Source organism: Terriglobales bacterium, assembly GCA_035624455.1.
In the GTDB taxonomy this organism is placed as follows: Bacteria; Acidobacteriota; Terriglobia; order Terriglobales; family Acidobacteriaceae; genus DASPRM01.
In genome coordinates, this window is record DASPRM010000012.1 from 64559 (window position 1) to 81271 (window position 16713).

The 16713-nt window shown below is 57.9% G+C and carries 15 protein-coding genes, 2 tRNA genes and 1 other RNA gene; 15 read left to right on the forward strand and 3 right to left on the reverse strand.

The genetic code is table 11. The annotated features are described in order from the left end of the window. Positions 1 to 27 precede the first annotated feature (27 nt). Positions 28 to 705 (forward strand): HAD family hydrolase, encoded by a 678-nt coding sequence (locus VEG30_01290; protein HXZ78533.1) that lies wholly within the window; start codon positions 28 to 30, stop codon positions 703 to 705. Positions 706 to 724: 19 nt separating this feature from the next. Here VEG30_01290 and VEG30_01295 read toward each other — a convergent pair whose 3' ends face one another. Beyond that, the gene (locus VEG30_01295; GenBank protein ID HXZ78534.1) at positions 725 to 2194 is read right to left on the reverse strand and encodes a sigma-54 dependent transcriptional regulator; all 1470 of its coding nucleotides are present in this window, start codon (positions 2192 to 2194) and stop codon (positions 725 to 727) included. A 184-nt stretch (positions 2195 to 2378) separates the two neighbouring features. On the opposite strand from VEG30_01295, the gene lepA reads away from it, so the two are divergent. Both lepA and rpmE read left to right on the forward strand, forming a co-directional pair. Then, entirely contained in the window at positions 2379 to 4184 is a 1806-nt protein-coding gene (gene lepA / locus VEG30_01300; protein ID HXZ78535.1) for a translation elongation factor 4, read from the forward strand. 141 nt (positions 4185 to 4325) lie between these two features. After that, entirely contained in the window at positions 4326 to 4547 is a 222-nt protein-coding gene (rpmE, locus tag VEG30_01305; GenBank protein HXZ78536.1) for a 50S ribosomal protein L31, read from the forward strand. Between the two features lie 164 nt (positions 4548 to 4711). Here rpmE and VEG30_01310 read toward each other — a convergent pair whose 3' ends face one another. After that, on the reverse strand, positions 4712 to 5860 hold the full coding sequence (locus VEG30_01310; GenBank protein HXZ78537.1) for an NADH:flavin oxidoreductase/NADH oxidase: 1149 nt from the start codon (positions 5858 to 5860) through the stop codon (positions 4712 to 4714). A gap of 522 nt (positions 5861 to 6382) precedes the next feature. On the opposite strand from VEG30_01310, the gene VEG30_01315 reads away from it, so the two are divergent. Then, the gene (locus VEG30_01315; GenBank protein HXZ78538.1) at positions 6383 to 7300 is read left to right on the forward strand and encodes an NmrA family NAD(P)-binding protein; all 918 of its coding nucleotides are present in this window, start codon (positions 6383 to 6385) and stop codon (positions 7298 to 7300) included. Positions 7301 to 7499: 199 nt separating this feature from the next. Here the strand turns inward: VEG30_01315 and rnpB are convergent. Next, positions 7500 to 8053, reverse strand: an RNA gene (rnpB, locus tag VEG30_01320) — RNase P RNA component class A. Positions 8054 to 8415: 362 nt separating this feature from the next. Between rnpB and VEG30_01325 the strand changes: the two genes are divergently transcribed. From VEG30_01325 to miaA, 11 genes are all read left to right on the forward strand, one after another. Next, on the forward strand, positions 8416 to 9645 hold the full coding sequence (locus VEG30_01325) for an ABC transporter permease (GenBank protein ID HXZ78539.1): 1230 nt from the start codon (positions 8416 to 8418) through the stop codon (positions 9643 to 9645). Positions 9646 to 9648: 3 nt separating this feature from the next. Further along, positions 9649 to 10911 (forward strand): ABC transporter permease, encoded by a 1263-nt coding sequence (locus tag VEG30_01330; GenBank protein HXZ78540.1) that lies wholly within the window; start codon positions 9649 to 9651, stop codon positions 10909 to 10911. A 130-nt stretch (positions 10912 to 11041) separates the two neighbouring features. Continuing rightward, positions 11042 to 12211 (forward strand): bacteriohopanetetrol glucosamine biosynthesis glycosyltransferase HpnI, encoded by a 1170-nt coding sequence (gene hpnI / locus VEG30_01335; GenBank protein HXZ78541.1) that lies wholly within the window; start codon positions 11042 to 11044, stop codon positions 12209 to 12211. A gap of 204 nt (positions 12212 to 12415) precedes the next feature. After that, positions 12416 to 12490, forward strand: a tRNA-Gly gene (locus VEG30_01340). A gap of 58 nt (positions 12491 to 12548) precedes the next feature. Then, a tRNA-Cys gene (locus tag VEG30_01345) sits at positions 12549 to 12623 on the forward strand. A 250-nt stretch (positions 12624 to 12873) separates the two neighbouring features. Then, positions 12874 to 13317: a hypothetical protein gene (locus VEG30_01350; GenBank protein ID HXZ78542.1), complete on the forward strand. Its 444-nt coding sequence runs from the start codon at positions 12874 to 12876 to the stop codon at positions 13315 to 13317. Between the two features lie 183 nt (positions 13318 to 13500). Continuing rightward, entirely contained in the window at positions 13501 to 13695 is a 195-nt protein-coding gene (locus tag VEG30_01355; protein HXZ78543.1) for a hypothetical protein, read from the forward strand. Between the two features lie 272 nt (positions 13696 to 13967). Further along, complete coding sequence (locus VEG30_01360; GenBank protein HXZ78544.1) at positions 13968 to 15092, forward strand: TonB family protein; 1125 nt, start codon at positions 13968 to 13970, stop codon at positions 15090 to 15092. A 162-nt stretch (positions 15093 to 15254) separates the two neighbouring features. Further along, entirely contained in the window at positions 15255 to 15575 is a 321-nt protein-coding gene (locus VEG30_01365; GenBank protein HXZ78545.1) for a YbjQ family protein, read from the forward strand. Between the two features lie 58 nt (positions 15576 to 15633). Further along, entirely contained in the window at positions 15634 to 15771 is a 138-nt protein-coding gene (locus VEG30_01370; GenBank protein ID HXZ78546.1) for a hypothetical protein, read from the forward strand. Positions 15772 to 15774: 3 nt separating this feature from the next. Further along, the gene (gene miaA, locus VEG30_01375; protein ID HXZ78547.1) at positions 15775 to 16710 is read left to right on the forward strand and encodes a tRNA (adenosine(37)-N6)-dimethylallyltransferase MiaA; all 936 of its coding nucleotides are present in this window, start codon (positions 15775 to 15777) and stop codon (positions 16708 to 16710) included. Positions 16711 to 16713 lie beyond the last annotated feature (3 nt).

The window sequence follows — 16713 nt, forward strand, 5'->3', positions numbered from 1 at the left end:
GGTAAGGACGGTTGTTACAATCAGCCTGTGATCGGCTTCTCCTGCTCTGGTGTCCTCTTTGATCTGGATGGCGTCCTGGTGGATTCCATCGCTGCCGTAGAGCGCCAATGGCGTATCTGGGCAGCGCGTCACCGGCTTGATCCAGAACACGTCATCCACGCGGCTCACGGCCACCGCACGATTGAAACCGTGCGCCTGCTGATGCCGGAGTTGGACGCTGCCTATGAAGCTTCAACCGTCGAAAAAGGTGAGGTGGAGGACACCGCGGGGCTGACGCGAAAAGAATGTTCCGCTGAACTGATCGCGCGGTTGCCTCGAGATCGGTGGGCGATTGTCACCTCCGGCTCCCGCGCGCTGGCAACAGCGCGCCTGCGCAGTGTCGGCCTGCCGGCGCCGGAGAAACTGGTTACGGCCGACGACGTCACCAATGGCAAACCTAATCCGGAACCCTACCTGAAAGGGGCTGCCTTGCTCGGCCTTCCGCCCAGCAAATGCCTGGTCTTCGAAGACGCGCAAAGCGGCATCCGAGCGGCGAAGTTAGCCGGGGCGAAGGTAATCGCAGTGGCAGGCACATATCCAGCCGCCGATCTGCGAGAAGCGGATGCGGTGATCTCATCCCTCTGCGAAGTGGACCTCAGCTTTGGGGCGGAAGGAGATGGCTCGAAGGTAGTTCGGGTTAGCGTGAGGGCCGCAGTCCGCAACTAGCGAGAGTACCAATTCGGTTCTAGCCCAGCTTTTCTGCCGATTCGCTCGCGTCCTCTTCCTCAGCGCGCATCAAGCCATACTTCTTCAACTTGTAGCGCAACGCATCGCGGCTGATGTCGAGCAGCTTGGCGGCATGGGTTTGGTTGCCGTTGGCCTGGCGCATGGCCATCTCCACCAGCGCGCGTTCGACACCTTCCAGGGACGTCCCTCCTTCAGGAATGGCCAGGGGTGGCAGGCTGCGCCCGTCGGCCAGTTGCGCGCCATCATCGGAGCCCCCGGAGACGTGCTCGAATGCCGTCAACCCGCTGCGGGCGTGGCCCACGGCGAATGGCATGTACGTAGGCCGGAGGAATTCCTCCTCTTCCAGAATCATCGCGCGCTCGATCGCATTCTTCAGTTCACGCACATTGCCCGGCCACTCGTGATTCATGAGCAGCTTGCGTACGTCTTCCGTGAGCCCACGAATATTTTTTCGGAATTTGCGGTTGTAGTGCTCCAGGAAGAATTCCACCATGGGTAGAATATCTTCTCGCCGTTCACGCAAGGGCGGAAGGAAAATGGAGATTATTGCTAAGCGATAGTAAAGATCCTGGCGGAAGGTCCCCTCGCGTACCGCACGCTCGAGGTCGCGATTGGATGCTGCGATCACACGCACATCCACCTGCATGTCTCGCACTCCGCCCACGCGGCGGATCACCTGATCCTCGAGAACTCGCAATAGCTTGGCCTGCAGCAAGGGCGACAGTTCTCCGATTTCGTCCAGAAACAACGTCCCGCCATCGGCCACCTCGAACAGGCCCTTCTTCATCGCTTTGGCGTCGGTGAAAGCCCCGCGCTCATGACCGAAAAGTTCGGCTTCCATGAGGGTTTCGGGAATAGCAGAACAGTTCACTGCCACGAAAGGTTTTTCCTGCCGCGAACTGCCGTAATGGATGTTCTTGGCGATCAGGTCTTTGCCCGTGCCGCTCTCGCCTTGGATCAGAATGGTGCTGGCTTCGCTGCCCGCCACCTTGCGAACGAAATTCAGCACCTCCTTCATCTTGCGCGACTCAGCGACCACCTCGTGATAGCCGGTGCGCCGCCTCATCTCGCCCCGCAGCGATTCCACCTCGGTCTTCAGGCGGGTGTTCTCTATCGCGTTCTTTACCGTTACGGCGAGTTCATCGAAGTCCAGCGGCTTGCCTACAAAATCGAAAGCACCCAGCTTGAGCGCGGCTTTTACGTCGTCTAACTGGGGATCAGCGGTGATCATGATGACCGCGCGCGCGACTTTGTTCTTCGACAGGTCCTGCAGAACCTCCAGGCCGCTGATATCGGGCAGACGCACGTCGAGCAGAACCAAATCGGGCAGTTCTGTGTGCGCGGTGCGGATGCCCGAGGCGCCATCCGCCGCTTCCACCACCTGATATCCCCACTCCTGGCACTTCTGCCGCAGGGACCAGCGGACGAGCTTTTCGTCGTCCACTATCAGGACCTTTTCCTGGGGCATATGCTGTTAATTTACTACATCTGGCGCGCCTCACCCGGGGTTACGGCTCGCGATTATGCATTCGGCAGTGTGAACATTTGGGAGCGCAGCAATTGCCGTTCCGGATCTCAAACAGGGCTTCTTGGGATCAGGCGAGCCCTGCAGCGGTCCTGTATTTCCACCTGCTAGAATCGAACTACCGCCAATGGACCGCGCTTTTATCAGGAATTTCGCGATTATCGCCCATATCGATCATGGGAAGAGCACCCTCTCCGACCGGCTACTCGAGCTGACCGGAGCGCTTTCGGCGCGCGAAATGCAGGAGCAGGTGCTGGATGCGATGGACCTCGAGCGCGAGCGCGGCATCACCATCAAAGCTCACTGTGTGCGCATGAATTACACCACTCACGATGGTCAGGCCTACCAGCTCAATCTGATCGATACTCCAGGCCACGTCGATTTCTCCTACGAAGTTTCCCGCTCCCTGGCTTCCTGCGAGGGCGCCCTGCTCGTCGTGGACGCCTCGCAAGGTGTGGAGGCGCAGACCCTCGCGAACGCATACTTGGCGATCAATCATGGCCTCGAGATCATTCCCGTCATTAACAAGATCGATCTCCCTAGCGCTGACATTGAGCGCACCAAAGAGATGATTGAAGGCGCGGTGGGACTGGACGCCAGTCAGGCCATGCTCATCAGCGCAAAGACCGGCCAGGGTGTGCCAGGAGTGCTGGAGGCCATCGTCAAGCGGATTCCGCCGCCCAAGGGATCGCCCGAGGCGCACCTGCAGGCGTTGATCTTCGATTCCTGGTTCGATTCTTACCGCGGCGTAATCGTGCTGACCCGCGTCTTCCAGGGCACACTGCGCCTGCGGCAGAAGATAAGGCTGTGGTCGAACGGAAAGGTATTCGAAGTGGAAACACTGGGCGTGCTGACCCCCAAGCCTGTTCCTGTCGACGAATTAGTTGCCGGCGAAGTTGGTTTTCTGGTGGCAAATATCAAAAACGTTGCTGATACCAAGATCGGCGACACCATCACCGATGATGACCGACCCGCCATCGAGCCCCTGCCCGGCTTTGAGGACATTAAGCCCATGGTCTTCGCCGGGCTCTACACCGTGGACGCGCATGAGCACACCATCCTGCGCGAGGCTTTGGAGAAGCTGCGGCTGAACGACTCTTCATTTTTCTTCGAGCCCGAAAGCTCGGCCGCGCTGGGATTCGGTTTCCGCTGTGGCTTCTTGGGCCTGCTCCACATGGAGATCATCCAGGAGCGCCTGGAGCGCGAATACAAACTCGACCTCATCACCACCGCTCCCAGCGTGCGCTACAAGATCACCAAGACTGACGGTGAGATGGTGGAGATCGACAATCCCTCGAAGTGGCCGTTACAGGGAGAGATTGCCAAGATCGAAGAGCCGGTAATTATGGCCACAATCCTCACCAACGAAGAATATGTCGGTGGAATTCTGAAATTGGTCGAGGAGAAACGCGGCAAGCAGAAGAGCTTTGAATACGTCAGCTCAACGCGCGTGATGCTGAATTACGAACTTCCGCTGAATGAAGTGGTGCTGGACTTTTACGATCGGCTCAAATCGGTCTCGCGCGGATATGCATCGCTCGACTACCACATGTCAGGCTTCTGGGATTCCCCCATGGTGAAGATGGACATCCTGGTAGCAGGCGAACCCGTAGACGCGCTCTCGCTGATCGTGCACCGAGATTTCGCCTACGAGCGCGGCCGCGCCCTGGCCGCCAAGATGAAAGAGCTGATCCCGCGGCAGATGTTCGAGGTCGCCATCCAGGCGGCAATTGGCGCCAAAGTCATTGCCCGCGAAACCGTCCCGGCTATGCGCAAGAACGTGCTGGCCAAATGCTACGGCGGCGACATCACCCGCAAGCGCAAGCTTCTGGAGAAGCAGAAGGAAGGCAAAAAGCGCATGAAGCGCATCGGGCGGGTGGACATCCCCCAGGAAGCATTCCTTGCGTTGTTGAAGGTGGGGGAAGAAGGATAGAAAGTAAGCAGTGTGAAGTAAGAATGACGAACTTAGACATGAGGGCGCCCAGCATGATTCGGCTGCTGCGACCGATTGAATATGACAATCATCAATATCCTCCGGTAAAATAGAGGTTCCTAGAAAGGGTTCAGAAGCAACATGAAGGCAGCCATTCATCCCAACTATCACGAAGTGCGCGTCCATTGCGCGTGCGGAAATACATTCATGACCCGGTCCACGCACCACGGCGATATCAGCGTAGAAATCTGTTCCAGTTGCCACCCGTTCTTCACCGGCAAGCAGAAGCTAGTGGACACCGCCGGCCGTGTCGAGCGCTTCCGCCGTAAGTACGCCAAGGCGGGCGAGACCGCAAAGAAGTAACAAGTGTTAAGGGCGAGAGGTAAGTAAGCCGGGTCATCAGAACTTGCATTTCCTCTCGCTTTCCGTGCCCCCGCCGAGTTCACTGACACGTCAGGCGATATCTCATAGAGCAGCGGAGACCATCCTGTAGTTCACATCACTAGCCTGGCTTACGATAGTGACCGTCAGCGCTTAGGAATCGCGTGTTGTTCCTCGAAGCACGATTCCATATCCTTGAGGTCCGTCGCGACGCGGCCCTGCGACCCTTCCGGGGCCGCTCTCAGATATTGAACTGGCCACGAAATAGGCTGCCTTAGCTCGCGGGCTGCACGCAATGGCCAATACGGGTCTCGCAGAAATTCGCGCGCCATGATGACCGCGTCCGCCTGTCCGCTGACCAGTATGTGCTCGGCCTGAACGGGAGAGGTAATCATCCCCACAGTGGCAGTCAGGATGTTGGCTTGGCGGCGGATCTGCTCCGCGAAAGACGTCTGATAGCCCGGACCGACGGGGATGGTTGCATGCGGCACATTGCCGCCCGAGGAGCAATCGACGATGTCCACCCCAAATCCTTTGAGTTGGCGGGCGAGTTCAACGGACTGTTCAATATCCCAACCGCCATCAATCCAATCCGTCGCCGAAATGCGCACGAAGAGTGGTGCTTGCTCTGGCCACGAACCTCGAACAGCCCCAAGTATCTCCCGCAGGATTCGACTGCGATTTTCAAACGAGCCTCCATACACATCTGTTCTTTGATTGCTCAGGGGTGACAGAAACTGATGAATCAGGTACCCATGAGCAGCGTGAATCTCAATCACCCGGAAGCCTGCTTCGCAGGCGCGACGCGCCGCGGAGGCGAATGCAGAAACGATGCCTTGAATGCCATCAGTTGAGAGCGCTTGCGGCCTCGGATAGTGATCTGCAAAGGCCAACATGCTGGGAGCCACGACATTGGTCCACCCCCCATCACTTTCTGGCACGGTTCCGTGTCCATCCCACGGCCGATAAGTGCTGGCTTTGCGACCGGCATGCGCCAACTGCGTTCCAGCGACGCTGCCTTGCTCATGAATAAAGCGGACGATTCGCGCCAGAGGCTCAATGTGATCATCTTTCCAGAGGCCGAGGTCCTGTGGACTGATTCGGCCCTCGGGAAGAACCGCGGTAGCTTCCGTAAGTACCAGTCCAGCGCCGCCCACAGCGCGGCTGCCCAGATGTACGAAATGCCAATCATTCGCGTATCCGTCGCCGCTGGAGTACTGGCACATCGGCGACACGAACACGCGGTTCGCAAATGTAATGTCTCGAACCGTGAGCGGACCAAACAGATGAGCCATAGGTCAGGATCCGGCCTCTCCGATATATAGGCTATCTAGCCCGAAAACCAGCCCGAAGTCCTTGCCTTGTAGATGCTTAAACCAAAATCCCGGATGTTCGTTTAGATTAACCGATTGTCATGCGTGCCTCGCCGCGTTCTCCACGGTTCATGCGAAAGCGGAACCACTGATGGAACCAGACACATATTTGGCCCTATCCATTCTGGACATCTAAGAAAAACTTTGTGGGAGCGTGTCGCTACCTTGGAATCCGCCCGTCACTTTCTTCTGCTCTGGCTCCCGACTGCGTTCTTGACCGGGGTTACGCATTTATGAACACAGCGCCCGCAGGAGCGGAGTCCTTCCCCCACGGTGGTTTCGAAACTTTGTTGGACGCGGGTCAGCGGGCAGCAGCATATCTGCTCGCGTTCGGAGTTGACCGACACTATCGTCCAATAGACCGGTTCCATCATCGAGTAACAAAATCGAGTTGACACCGATACTGTTCATTTATTCATTTTGTTGGTTCATAGGGAGAAAATCATGTCCCAAGAAACCATCCTGGTCACCGGCGCCGCTGGCAGCGTGGGCTCGACCGCGCGCACGGCCATCGCCATCCTGCTGAAACAAGGCCATCGCGTACGCGCCATGGTGCGCAAGCTGGACGAGCGTGCCGACGCGCTGCGTGACATGGGCGCCGAAGTCGTGGTCGCCAACATGCTCGACATCCTCGCTGTGCGCGCGGCTATGCAAGGCTGCTCTGTCGTGTATTTCACGATGTCGGTTTCGTCCAATTTCCTGGAAGCGGCCACCAACGTCGCGATCACGGCCAAAAGCTTAGGGGTGAAGGCGTTCGTCAGCCTCGCGCAGATGACACTGTCGCAGATGAGCGAGACAGAGACCACCAGCAGCCCACAACAGAAGCAGGAGTGGCTCGCACAGCAAATGTTGCGCTGGTCCGGTCTGCCGGTGGTCTACCTGCGTCCGACCGCGTTCTTCGACGGCATGTTCCTGATCCAGGCGGCCAAGGGCATCCGCGAGGATAACTCCATCCGCCTGCCGTTCGCCGACGGCAAGACCTCGCTTATCGCCGGGACCGACGTGGGGGCTGCCGCCGCTGCTGTGCTGGCAAACCCAGCCCCGCATATCGGCAAGGTCTATGATCTGACAGGTCTCCAATCACTGACCATGGCCCAATACGCGCAGGAATTCAGTGGCGTTCTAGGCCGCACCATCCAATACGTCAACGTGCCGCCAGAAATCTGGGAAGCCAAGCTAAGGGAGGCTCGGATGCCGGAGCATTTGATCGCACACCTGATAACCATGGGCCAACTGAATCGCGACAACCGCTACGACCGCATGACCGATGCCTTCCAGCGGCTAGTTGGCCGCGCGCCGATTTCGGCCGCCGAATTCGTGCGCCGCAACGCAGCCGTTTTCACGCCTCAAGCCGAGCCCTGAGCGGGGGTTGTCGGCTACTCGGAAGTTGTCCGCTCTGTATTTGCGCTTCTTGTGCAACGTACCAATGTCTCGATGATTGCAGCATTTCGCACAGAGAACATGGCGACCGAAGATCATCTTTCTGCTGAGCGAGCGGAGTGCGTCACACCGGCGTCACAATCAAATTTTGGATTGTGCAAGTCGTTGCAAGGAAAATGACGTGGCAGCCGGACCTGTAAGCCGAATTCTGTCCGCCGGTTGCCCAGCGGGACGGTCATTCCTCTGGGCGGCGCATTGCTGCGCCGCTCTAGCGACCTACCCGAAACTTCCATCCGCTGCAGCTTGCGCCGCAGTGGAGCCCCGAAGGGGAGCGCACCGAGCCAGCACGCGCCGGCATTGCTGCCGGACTCGTTCCCTATTTGGTCTTGCTCCGTGTGGGGTTTGCCCTGCCCGGACCATTGCTGGTCGTCCATGACGGCGAACTCAGGCTCGCGCCCGGCCCGCCCGGCGGTGCGCTCTTACCGCACCTTTTCACCCTTACCCCGCTGTCGTTCTAGTCTCTGGCACGCCCTCCGTGCAGCCAATCTCCACTCTCGGGCCAAGCATGCGTAAGACTACAACGACAGCGGGGCGGTATGTTTTCTGTGGCACTTTCCGTCGATCAGGCTTGAACCTGACCTCCCGGACGTTATCCGGCACACTGCTCTTCGGAGTTCGGACTTTCCTCTCCACCCGCACCCTTAGTTGCAGGCAAGCGACCGCCCGATCCGGCTGCCAACCTCTTCATTATAGATGCGTTGGGGACGGAGTTGGAATGCTGTTTTGGCGGGGGGCATTCAGCGAGTCTGGGGTGCTCTGCCTCCCGAGACCGCGCGGACCACTGAGAAGCTATCTCATAAATCGGTTTTGAAAGGACGCGGCTTCGCGCCGTCCAGAGCCGCATAAATCCTGGGCTTTAGCCCCTGAGGGAAACAAACGTTACCCCTCGGTTCATTATGAGAGTGCTTTTGAATGTTGAATGCCCGGAACCACCGTGGGACAAATACCGTAAATACAGGTCAGAGCCGATCTTGCAGCGGCAATCCGTGAGTGCCCGGTCTGCTAGACTTTCGTTTAGGGCTTTCTCACGCACCATCATGCATAACGTCGAAGCCATCCGCATTGCCCTGCTCTCGCTTTGGGCTAACAAGCTGCGCTCCATCCTGACGCTGTTGGGCGTGGTGATCGGGGTGTCCGCGGTCATCGCCGTGGTGACCTTTGTGAATGGGATCAACGGCTACGTGGCGGAGAAGATATTCCGCTTGGGTGCGGACGTCTTCATTGTCAGCAAGATGTCTCCCGTCATCACCAATATCGATCAGTTGCTGGAAGGGCAAAGACGCAAGGACCTGAAACTCGAGGACTTCGAGGCGGTGCGCGAGGCCTGCAAATCCTGCACCTACGTGGGCGCTTCCACCTTCAATCAGAACGGCCACGTCAATTATGGTGATCAATCCAGCAGTGATACCTGGGTACGTGGCTTCACCCCGACGATGACGGTGATTTACGACCTCGAACTGGTGGAGGGACGCGCGATCAACGACGCTGACCTGCGCAACGATTCGCAGGTAGCCATCATCGGCTACGACATCCTGGATAAGCTCATGCCCGGGCGGGATCCCGTCGGAAAAGAGATTCGCATTGACGGCCAGCTCTATCGCGTAATCGGGCTGGGCAAGAAGGAAGGCAAAACGCTGGGCCAGAGCCGCGACAATTACGTAATGATTCCCATCACGACATATTTTAAGCAGTACGGCTCGCACACCAGCATACGCATCTCGGGTAAGGCCGCGGCTGTAGGCTCACAACTGGAGACTGCGATGGACGAAGCTCGCGCCGTGTTGCGCGCCCGGCGCCACGATCCACCAGGCCAGCCCGACAGCTTCGTGATCGAGACCAATGCCAGCTTTCTTGGGATCTGGTCGAGCATCAGCAGCAGCTTCTTCATCGCCATGATTGCGATTGCGGGAATTTCGCTGATCGTGGGCGGCATCGTGATCATGAACATCATGCTGGTCTCGGTGACCGAGCGCACACGTGAAATTGGAATCCGCAAGGCCATGGGTGCGCGGAGGAGCGATGTCCTGCGGCAGTTCCTGATCGAATCGAGCACCATGGCGCTGGTGGGCGGCGTGTTTGGAGTGCTGTTCGGGATCGGAATAGCAAAGGCTATCACCGCCCTGGTAGGTATGCCGTCCAGCATCAAGTTGTGGGCGATTGCCGCCGGACTGCTGGTTTCCGCCAGTGTGGGCGTCTTCTTCGGAGTCTATCCCGCGCGGCGGGCAGCGCGTCTGGATCCCATCGTGGCCCTGCGGTTTGAGATATAGAGAATGATTCAGCGACGCGACTACGGCGAGATCGTGCGCATGGCGCTGACCACGATCGTCAAGAACAAGATGCGCTCGGCGCTTACCATCCTTGGTGTGGTGATCGGTGTAGCGGTGGTGATTGCCATTTCTTCCGTGGTCCGCGGCCTGAATTCCAACGTCACGCAGGCTATCGCCGACATGGGTTCGAACCTGATCATGGCCTATCACATTGAACCCTTCACCTTCACACGCCCCAGCGAAGAGATGCGCAAGCGCCGCGAGCTTTCCGGCGAAGATGCCATGGCCATGAAGGATCTTCCCCACGTGAAGGCGGTGACCGCAGGCGTGCGTTACTTCATGCCTGAGTTCGGCGCCGGCACTTACGTGGTGAAGTACAACGGACGCAAAGCCAAGAACGTCATCCTGGAAGGAGACACTTCTAGCGCACGTGATGTTTATGACTTGAAGATTGCCCAGGGGCGATGGTTTGATGACACCGACGACCAGCAGCACGCTGCCGTGATCATTTTGGGTGCTGACACTGCGGAAACGCTGTTTGAGAACGAGCTGGTGATCGGCAAAGAGATCAATATTGAAGGACAGCTGTTTCGCGTCATCGGCGTCATGGATCCCGTCAAGAGCGCTTTCTCCGGAGGCAAGAATCCAGAAGACAACATCGTGCGTTTTCCGCTGAGTACCTTCCGCAAGCTTCACCCGGAGCTCAAGGATCACTGGATCACTGTGAAGGCCACATCGCACGAGGACATGCCGAAGGCGATGGACGAGATGCGCGAGCTGCTGCGGCGCCGTCGTCGAGTCGCTCCCAGCGCACCGGACAATTTCGCTATCTTCACCCAGGATTCGCTCTCCGATGTTTGGAACCAGATCACGGGCGCGGTCTTCATCTTTATGTTTGCGGTCTCCAGCGTGGGGCTGATCGTGGGCGGCGTAGGAGTGATGAACATCATGTTGGTCTCGGTGACCGAGCGCACCCGTGAAATCGGCGTGCGCAAAGCCATTGGCGCACGCAAGCGGGACATCCTCTTGCAATTCACGCTGGAAGCGGTAACTTTAACCGCTCTTGGCGGCATCATAGGAATCTTAGTAGGAGGAATCCTCACCTACATGGTGCGGTTTATCTGGTCATCGCTGCCGGCTACCATGTCCGCCTTCTGGAGTGTGACCGGATTCACTATTTCCTGCGCCACTGGGCTGCTGTTCGGGATTTATCCCGCGTGGAAAGCGGCTAACCTCGATCCTATCGAGGCGCTGCGATACGAATAGCCCCCAGACCTCGACAGAATATTTTCAAAGGAGGACAATTGCGGCTTTCTGGTAAGTTAGGCTCCTCCCGACCAACGCTAGGGGCGGCCTGCCGGATCCACACGGCAAATTCAGAATCGTTGCGCGCTGCATGATCCATCACCTGCTTAAATTTCTGGAGGTGGCGTCCGTACTGGGCGCACTCGCAGGCGCCGGTTACTATCTGCTGTGTGTCGGCAGTGCCCTTTCATTTCGGCGGTATTGGCGCTTGAGACGATCGCTGGCCAAAGACGAAGGCCATTCTCAGCCGCCGGTTTCAATTCTCAAGCCCCTCCGCGGTACTGATCCCGACATTTATCAGAGCTTCCGCAGTCATTGCCTGCAGGACTATCCCCAATATGAAGTCATCTTTGGCGTAAGCGATCCCCACGATCTCGCAGCAATTCTCGTGCAACGGCTCATGACCGAATTTCCCGAGCGCGCCATTAAGTTGGTGGTTTGTCCGCAGATCCTGGGAACCAATCTCAAGGTCAGCAACCTGGTGCAGATGCTTGCGTACGCGCGTTACGATCACTTGATCGTGAACGACAGCGATATCCGGCTAGATCGCAATTATCTCAACCGTGTGATGGCGCCACTGGCAGATCCCGCGGTGGGAATGGTCACTTGCATGTATCGCGGAATCGCCGGCAAGACTCTAGGTTCCCGCTTGGAGAGTCTGGGCATCAGTACTGATTTCTGTGCTGGCGTACTGGCTGCGCGCACCCTGGAAGGAATACGCTTCGGCCTGGGATCGACCCTGGCCTTTCCACGCAAGGCTCTCGAGGCAATCGGGGGATTTGAACCGCTCGTGGATTATCTCTCTGATGACTTCGAACTCGGCGCTCGCATTGCCCAGGCTGGATACAAGGTCGTGCTCTCTGACGAGATCGTCGATCACTACCTCCCGGATTATTCAGTCGCCGGCTATATCCAGCATCAGATGCGCTGGGCGCGGGGCACACGGGATTCACGCCGCTGGGGCTATGCGGGAATGATATTGACCTTCGGCTTGCCCTGGGCGCTGCTGGCGCTGGTGATTTCCAAATTCTCCTGGTGGGCCTGGGGCGTGCTCGTACTTGTTCTCGGAATGCGTCTGACCGTGGCGGCAGTGGTTGGACTGGGCGTGCTGCGCGATCGGCAACTTTGGCGCGATTTCCCGCTGATTCCATTGCGCGATTTGGGGGCTCTGCTGGTGTGGATTGCAAGCTTCACCGGTCATACCGTGGCTTGGCGCGGCGACCAGTTCGTGCTCGAGAAAGGCAAGCTGAGACCAGCCTGACGTAATGCAAGCCAGCCTGCACTTGCGTTTCCTATGTTGAATACGTGGGAACGGACGTCTCGTCCGTTCAAGTCGAAGCGCAGCCTCGACAGCGGCTTTGAAAGCGCTTCGCTTCAACCCTGCCCTAAATGGTCATGCACCACTCAGCTTCACTGCCACTCGTTTGACCCCCTTTTTCGCCCTCGTTATAATCGACTTCGCCGAGCGGGAGTAACTCAGCGGTAGAGTGCGACCTTGCCAAGGTCGAAGTCGCGGGTTCAAATCCCGTCTCCCGCTCCAGTTCATGAACGGCTGAGCCCGCCTGTCGCGGGTTTCCGGGTTTCCTTCCAAAGTCGAAGGCGCGGTACCCAAGTGGTAAGGGAGAGGTCTGCAAAACCTTTATGCGTGAGTTCGATTCTCACCCGCGCCTCCAATTTCTGCCCTTACAACCCTGACAAACATTGTCATCACGAGTCGGCGAAAGCCAGCGAGGGATCTGCAGTTCTCCGCGGGGGGTTGTGCTGAGCCCGCATCGCCGGCGAAGCATTTATGCTTTTGGACCTGCGGTATTCTGTTTCCTATGGCGGTTTCAGCCCCGACGCTAATCCCGCCTGCGGACAACTTTTCCTTGCAGCTTCGCCCGCCTCACGAAATTTTAGAATTGACACCCACATGGAGGACTTGTGAGCAAAATTCTGCTTGCCCTGCTGCTCTCAGCGTTGCCGGCAATGTCGCAAGGTGCGCCGCCACAGGCTGCCGTGGACCAGCCCTACACCATGGAGTACTACTACAAGGTGCAATGGGGACATCAGCAGGAATTTCTGCGGCTGTTTCTGAAGAATCATTACCCGCTGCTGCAAAAACAAGTCGAGAACGGACGCATGCTGGCGGTGAAGATCGAGACTCCCGCCTACCACATGACCGAGGACGCTCGCTGGGACTACCGCGTCACCATCCGTTTCAAAAACTCAACCGTCGCCACCTCGGCCAACCCTGACGAGCAATCTGTGATCCAACAGCTTTGGCCGGATCAGGAAACATACAAGCGCGAGGAACAGCGCCGCTTTGAAATTCTGCTGGCCCACTGGGATCTGCCGGTTACAGACATTACGCCGTCGAAGAAATAGCGGAAACAGCCACGGCGGCGGCTTTGCGAGGGACACTTGGGTCCCAGGAATAACGGTTCTAACCGGAGGAGGCTTGGCAATCGGGGACTAATCGTTTAACCTCCCTTGCCTGTCCTCACGAATGCAGCTTTGGTACCGACATATCTAGAAGGGCGTGGGCAAGCGAGCGACATCTGACTAGCCATGAACACTCCTACGACAAACTACCGAGTTCGTATCAATCCGGGAAAATTCTGGGCAGCCACAAAAAGCATGTCTCAGGAAGAGGCAGATAACCTGCTCGAGGCAATATTCCGCATGGCTCAGGAGGGCGATATCAACGGGCTAATTCAGTTCGGCTTCATTTACCTTGAAACCGCCCCGGTTGAGGAATCCTAGCCTCATCTCTGCCATTCTTAGCCCCTCAGACTCCCGACCGCGGTCCCGCTGTAAGAATTGCGTAAATCATTGAGATCGCTAGTTTCTTGCCCCAGAAAAACGGGTATAAGAGCACAGGGAGATGTGTCGTTACTAGTCCCAAGGTGACGTTTTCAGCATGCGAGGACCACAAGATAATGAGAAAATGAGTAATTGCGCAAAATCCAGCGCAAACATCACCGGTGACAACCAGCGTAGCGTCTTTTTTCTCTTTGGCGTCTAACTAGCAATTCATGGCTTCAACGGAAACATCGACGGCTCCACCCCCAGCCGGGGAACAACTGGAACAGATTGAGTATGTTCCGGGTGTCGGCCTGGAGAACGAGCCGGTCCTGCTGCTGAAGCTGCAGGACGGTTTAGCTCGCTCCCGCTTGCGTGAAGCCTTCTGGATGTCGGTCGTCCTGCACCTGTTGGTGGTCATATTCCTGATCAACACCACCAAGATTTTTCCCAGCCTGCGGCCGGTGCAGGTAGCGTCGGCAGAGGATCTGATCCGACAGCGCGAGTTAACCTTCCTGGAGCTGCCGCCCGATGCTCAGAAGGTGCCAAAGCGCCCCGATTCCGACATCATTTCCGACAAGGATCGCATTTCGAGTTCCCGTGCGCCGTCGATTGACCGCAAAACTCTGCAGCGGCTGCGCGACTCCTCCCGGCCAGGAGCGCCCGGACAACCAGGCGTGACCGCACCGCCCTCTCCGCCCCTTCCGCAGCAACAAGCAAGTGCGCAACAGGGCAGCCAGCAGCAACAGCAGGCGCCACCAGAAGTGGCGCACAACCAGCCCGGTCCGCAATCGCCGCTTTCTCCGCCGCCCAGTCAGAATCCCTTGACTGGCCTATCAGTGCCGCCCAGTGGAGGATCGTCAAGCAAAGGAGCCTTCAGCGCAGGTTTGTCTCCCGGAGCTCAGATCGCGGAAGCCACTCGCGCAGCTGCTGCGAACCGTGGCGGGATGGGAGGGGGTGTGGCTGGCGATTACGGCCTTGGCCCTGGCGGCACTCAGGGCCACATCCAGAGCCAGCTGGACATTCTCAGCGACACCATGGGCGTAGACTTTGGGCCCTACTTGTCCCGCGTGCTGCATGCGGTGCGCATGAACTGGTACAACCTGATTCCGGAAGAAGCCCGTGCCCCGCTTATGAAGCGCGGCAAGGTGTCTATCGAATTTGCTATCACCAAAAATGGTCAGATTGCCGGAATGAGACTGGCGGGAACTTCCGGGGACGTTTCCCTGGATCGCGCCGCCTGGGGCGGCATCACCGCTTCGAATCCCTTTGCGCCGCTGCCGCCCGAGTTTCGTGGTGAATATCTCGCCCTGCGGTTTCATTTCTACTACAACCCCGACCGGCGCGACCTGCCGTAAAAGAACCGCTTTGAGCAGTGATACACTACGCCCCGTTGCATGGCTGTGAGCCGCGTCCAGCCTGAGAATACAATTCGCATCAGCGATGCAACCCCAGGAACCGACTGACTAGGAGAATTTCCTCTGACACCGATGGCCACACAAACAAGAATCCAGCATTCCATGACTACCACTGCGTTTGAACTGGATGGCTACCGTGTGACACGCAATCTGGGAATCGTGCGCGGAATCATCGTGCGCTCTCGTTCGCTGATCGGAACTATTGGCGCGGGGCTGCAGACGCTAATCGGCGGCAATATCACCCTGCTGACCGAACTCTGCGAAAAAACCCGCAATGACGCCTTTGAGTTGATGCTGCAGCATGCGGCCGATCTCGGCGCTAATGCGGTGGTCGGAATGCGCTATGACGCTACTGAAATCATGCAGGGTGTGACCGAGGTCCTCGCCTATGGCACCGCGGTTGTAGTAGAGAGAGTCACCTAAAGCATCAGGCGAGCGCCGCTGCAGGAGTTTGCACCCGGCATTCGCAGTTGATCTCGGCATGCGATATTCATGGAAATCTCGCTGGCACCAGCCGGTTGTCCGGGTGGAAGCCCAGGGGCTGCTGTTAGTCGCACTGATTATCCTGGTGATCCTGTTGGTTCGCTATGGGCGCCTGATTCCCTGGAGTCTTCGCTGAGCGATGGCTGACCCGCTGCTGGTTGCTCTCCTGGGTCCTACCGCGAGCGGAAAGACAACCCTGTCCCTGATTCTCGCGGAACGGTTTGGCGGAGAGATTTTGAGCTGCGACTCGGTTGCCGTCTATCGCGAGTTTGAAATTGGGACGGCCAAACCGTCGCAGGAAGAACGCCGCCGAGTCCCCCATCACCTGCTGGATATCGTCTCTCCCAATGAAGTGATGACTGCTGGCGACTACGCGCGCCGCGCACGCCAGGTGGTTGAAGACCTCAAGCACTGCGCCAAGCTGCCTCTAGTCGTTGGCGGAACGGGCTTTTATCTGCGAGCTCTGCTGGACGGGCTCTTCGCCGGACCGCAGCGGTCAGAAGAACTTCGCGAACGGTTACGAGCTATCGCCGCAGCCAGAGGCTCTGCGTATTTGCATCGGATGCTGACGCGATTTGACCGCGGCGCCGCGGAACGTATTCATCCCAACGATCTCCCGAAAATCGTTCGCGCCCTCGAGATTTGCTTCCTGGCCCGCCAGCCCATGACCGAACTCTGGGGAGAAGGCCGCGAACCTCTGCGTGGATTCACAATTCTGCGAATCGGCCTTGACCCGGATCGCCAGCTTCTTTATGAGCGCATCAACCGGCGTGCTTTGCGCATGTTTGAGGCGGGATTGGTGGAGGAAACTCAGCGCTTGATGTGGAAATACCCGAACTCTCCCGTGTTGAATTCGCTTGGCTACAAGCAGGCCGGGCAAGTGCTTCGCGGGGAATTGAATCGAGAAGTGGCACTCGCCTCAGTAGCTCAAGCACATCGCAACTACGCCAAGCGACAGATGACCTGGTTCCGCCGCGAGCTTGAGGTTCAGTGGCTGCGGGGATTTGGCGATGATCCCGCCATCGCAGAAGAGGCGATCAAGTTGGTGGAAAGCGAATCTGGCGAATTGAACTAGTTC

What these genes read in the sequence shown, in the direction of transcription:
- hpnI (HXZ78541.1), top strand. Translation starts at nt 11,042, where the DNA reads ATGATCCATCACCTGCTTAAATTTCTGGAGGTGGCGTCCGTACTGGGC.
- VEG30_01330 (HXZ78540.1), top strand. Translation starts at nt 9,649, where the DNA reads ATGATTCAGCGACGCGACTACGGCGAGATCGTGCGCATGGCGCTGACC.
- VEG30_01370 (HXZ78546.1), top strand. Translation starts at nt 15,634, where the DNA reads ATGCGATATTCATGGAAATCTCGCTGGCACCAGCCGGTTGTCCGGGTG.
- VEG30_01365 (HXZ78545.1), top strand. Translation starts at nt 15,255, where the DNA reads ATGACTACCACTGCGTTTGAACTGGATGGCTACCGTGTGACACGCAAT.
- VEG30_01325 (HXZ78539.1), top strand. Translation starts at nt 8,416, where the DNA reads ATGCATAACGTCGAAGCCATCCGCATTGCCCTGCTCTCGCTTTGGGCT.
- VEG30_01360 (HXZ78544.1), top strand. Translation starts at nt 13,968, where the DNA reads ATGGCTTCAACGGAAACATCGACGGCTCCACCCCCAGCCGGGGAACAA.
- rpmE (HXZ78536.1), top strand. Translation starts at nt 4,326, where the DNA reads ATGAAGGCAGCCATTCATCCCAACTATCACGAAGTGCGCGTCCATTGC.
- VEG30_01295 (HXZ78534.1), bottom strand. Translation starts at nt 2,194, where the DNA reads ATGCCCCAGGAAAAGGTCCTGATAGTGGACGACGAAAAGCTCGTCCGC.
- VEG30_01315 (HXZ78538.1), top strand. Translation starts at nt 6,383, where the DNA reads ATGTCCCAAGAAACCATCCTGGTCACCGGCGCCGCTGGCAGCGTGGGC.
- miaA (HXZ78547.1), top strand. Translation starts at nt 15,775, where the DNA reads ATGGCTGACCCGCTGCTGGTTGCTCTCCTGGGTCCTACCGCGAGCGGA.
- VEG30_01355 (HXZ78543.1), top strand. Translation starts at nt 13,501, where the DNA reads ATGAACACTCCTACGACAAACTACCGAGTTCGTATCAATCCGGGAAAA.
- VEG30_01310 (HXZ78537.1), bottom strand. Translation starts at nt 5,860, where the DNA reads ATGGCTCATCTGTTTGGTCCGCTCACGGTTCGAGACATTACATTTGCG.
- lepA (HXZ78535.1), top strand. Translation starts at nt 2,379, where the DNA reads ATGGACCGCGCTTTTATCAGGAATTTCGCGATTATCGCCCATATCGAT.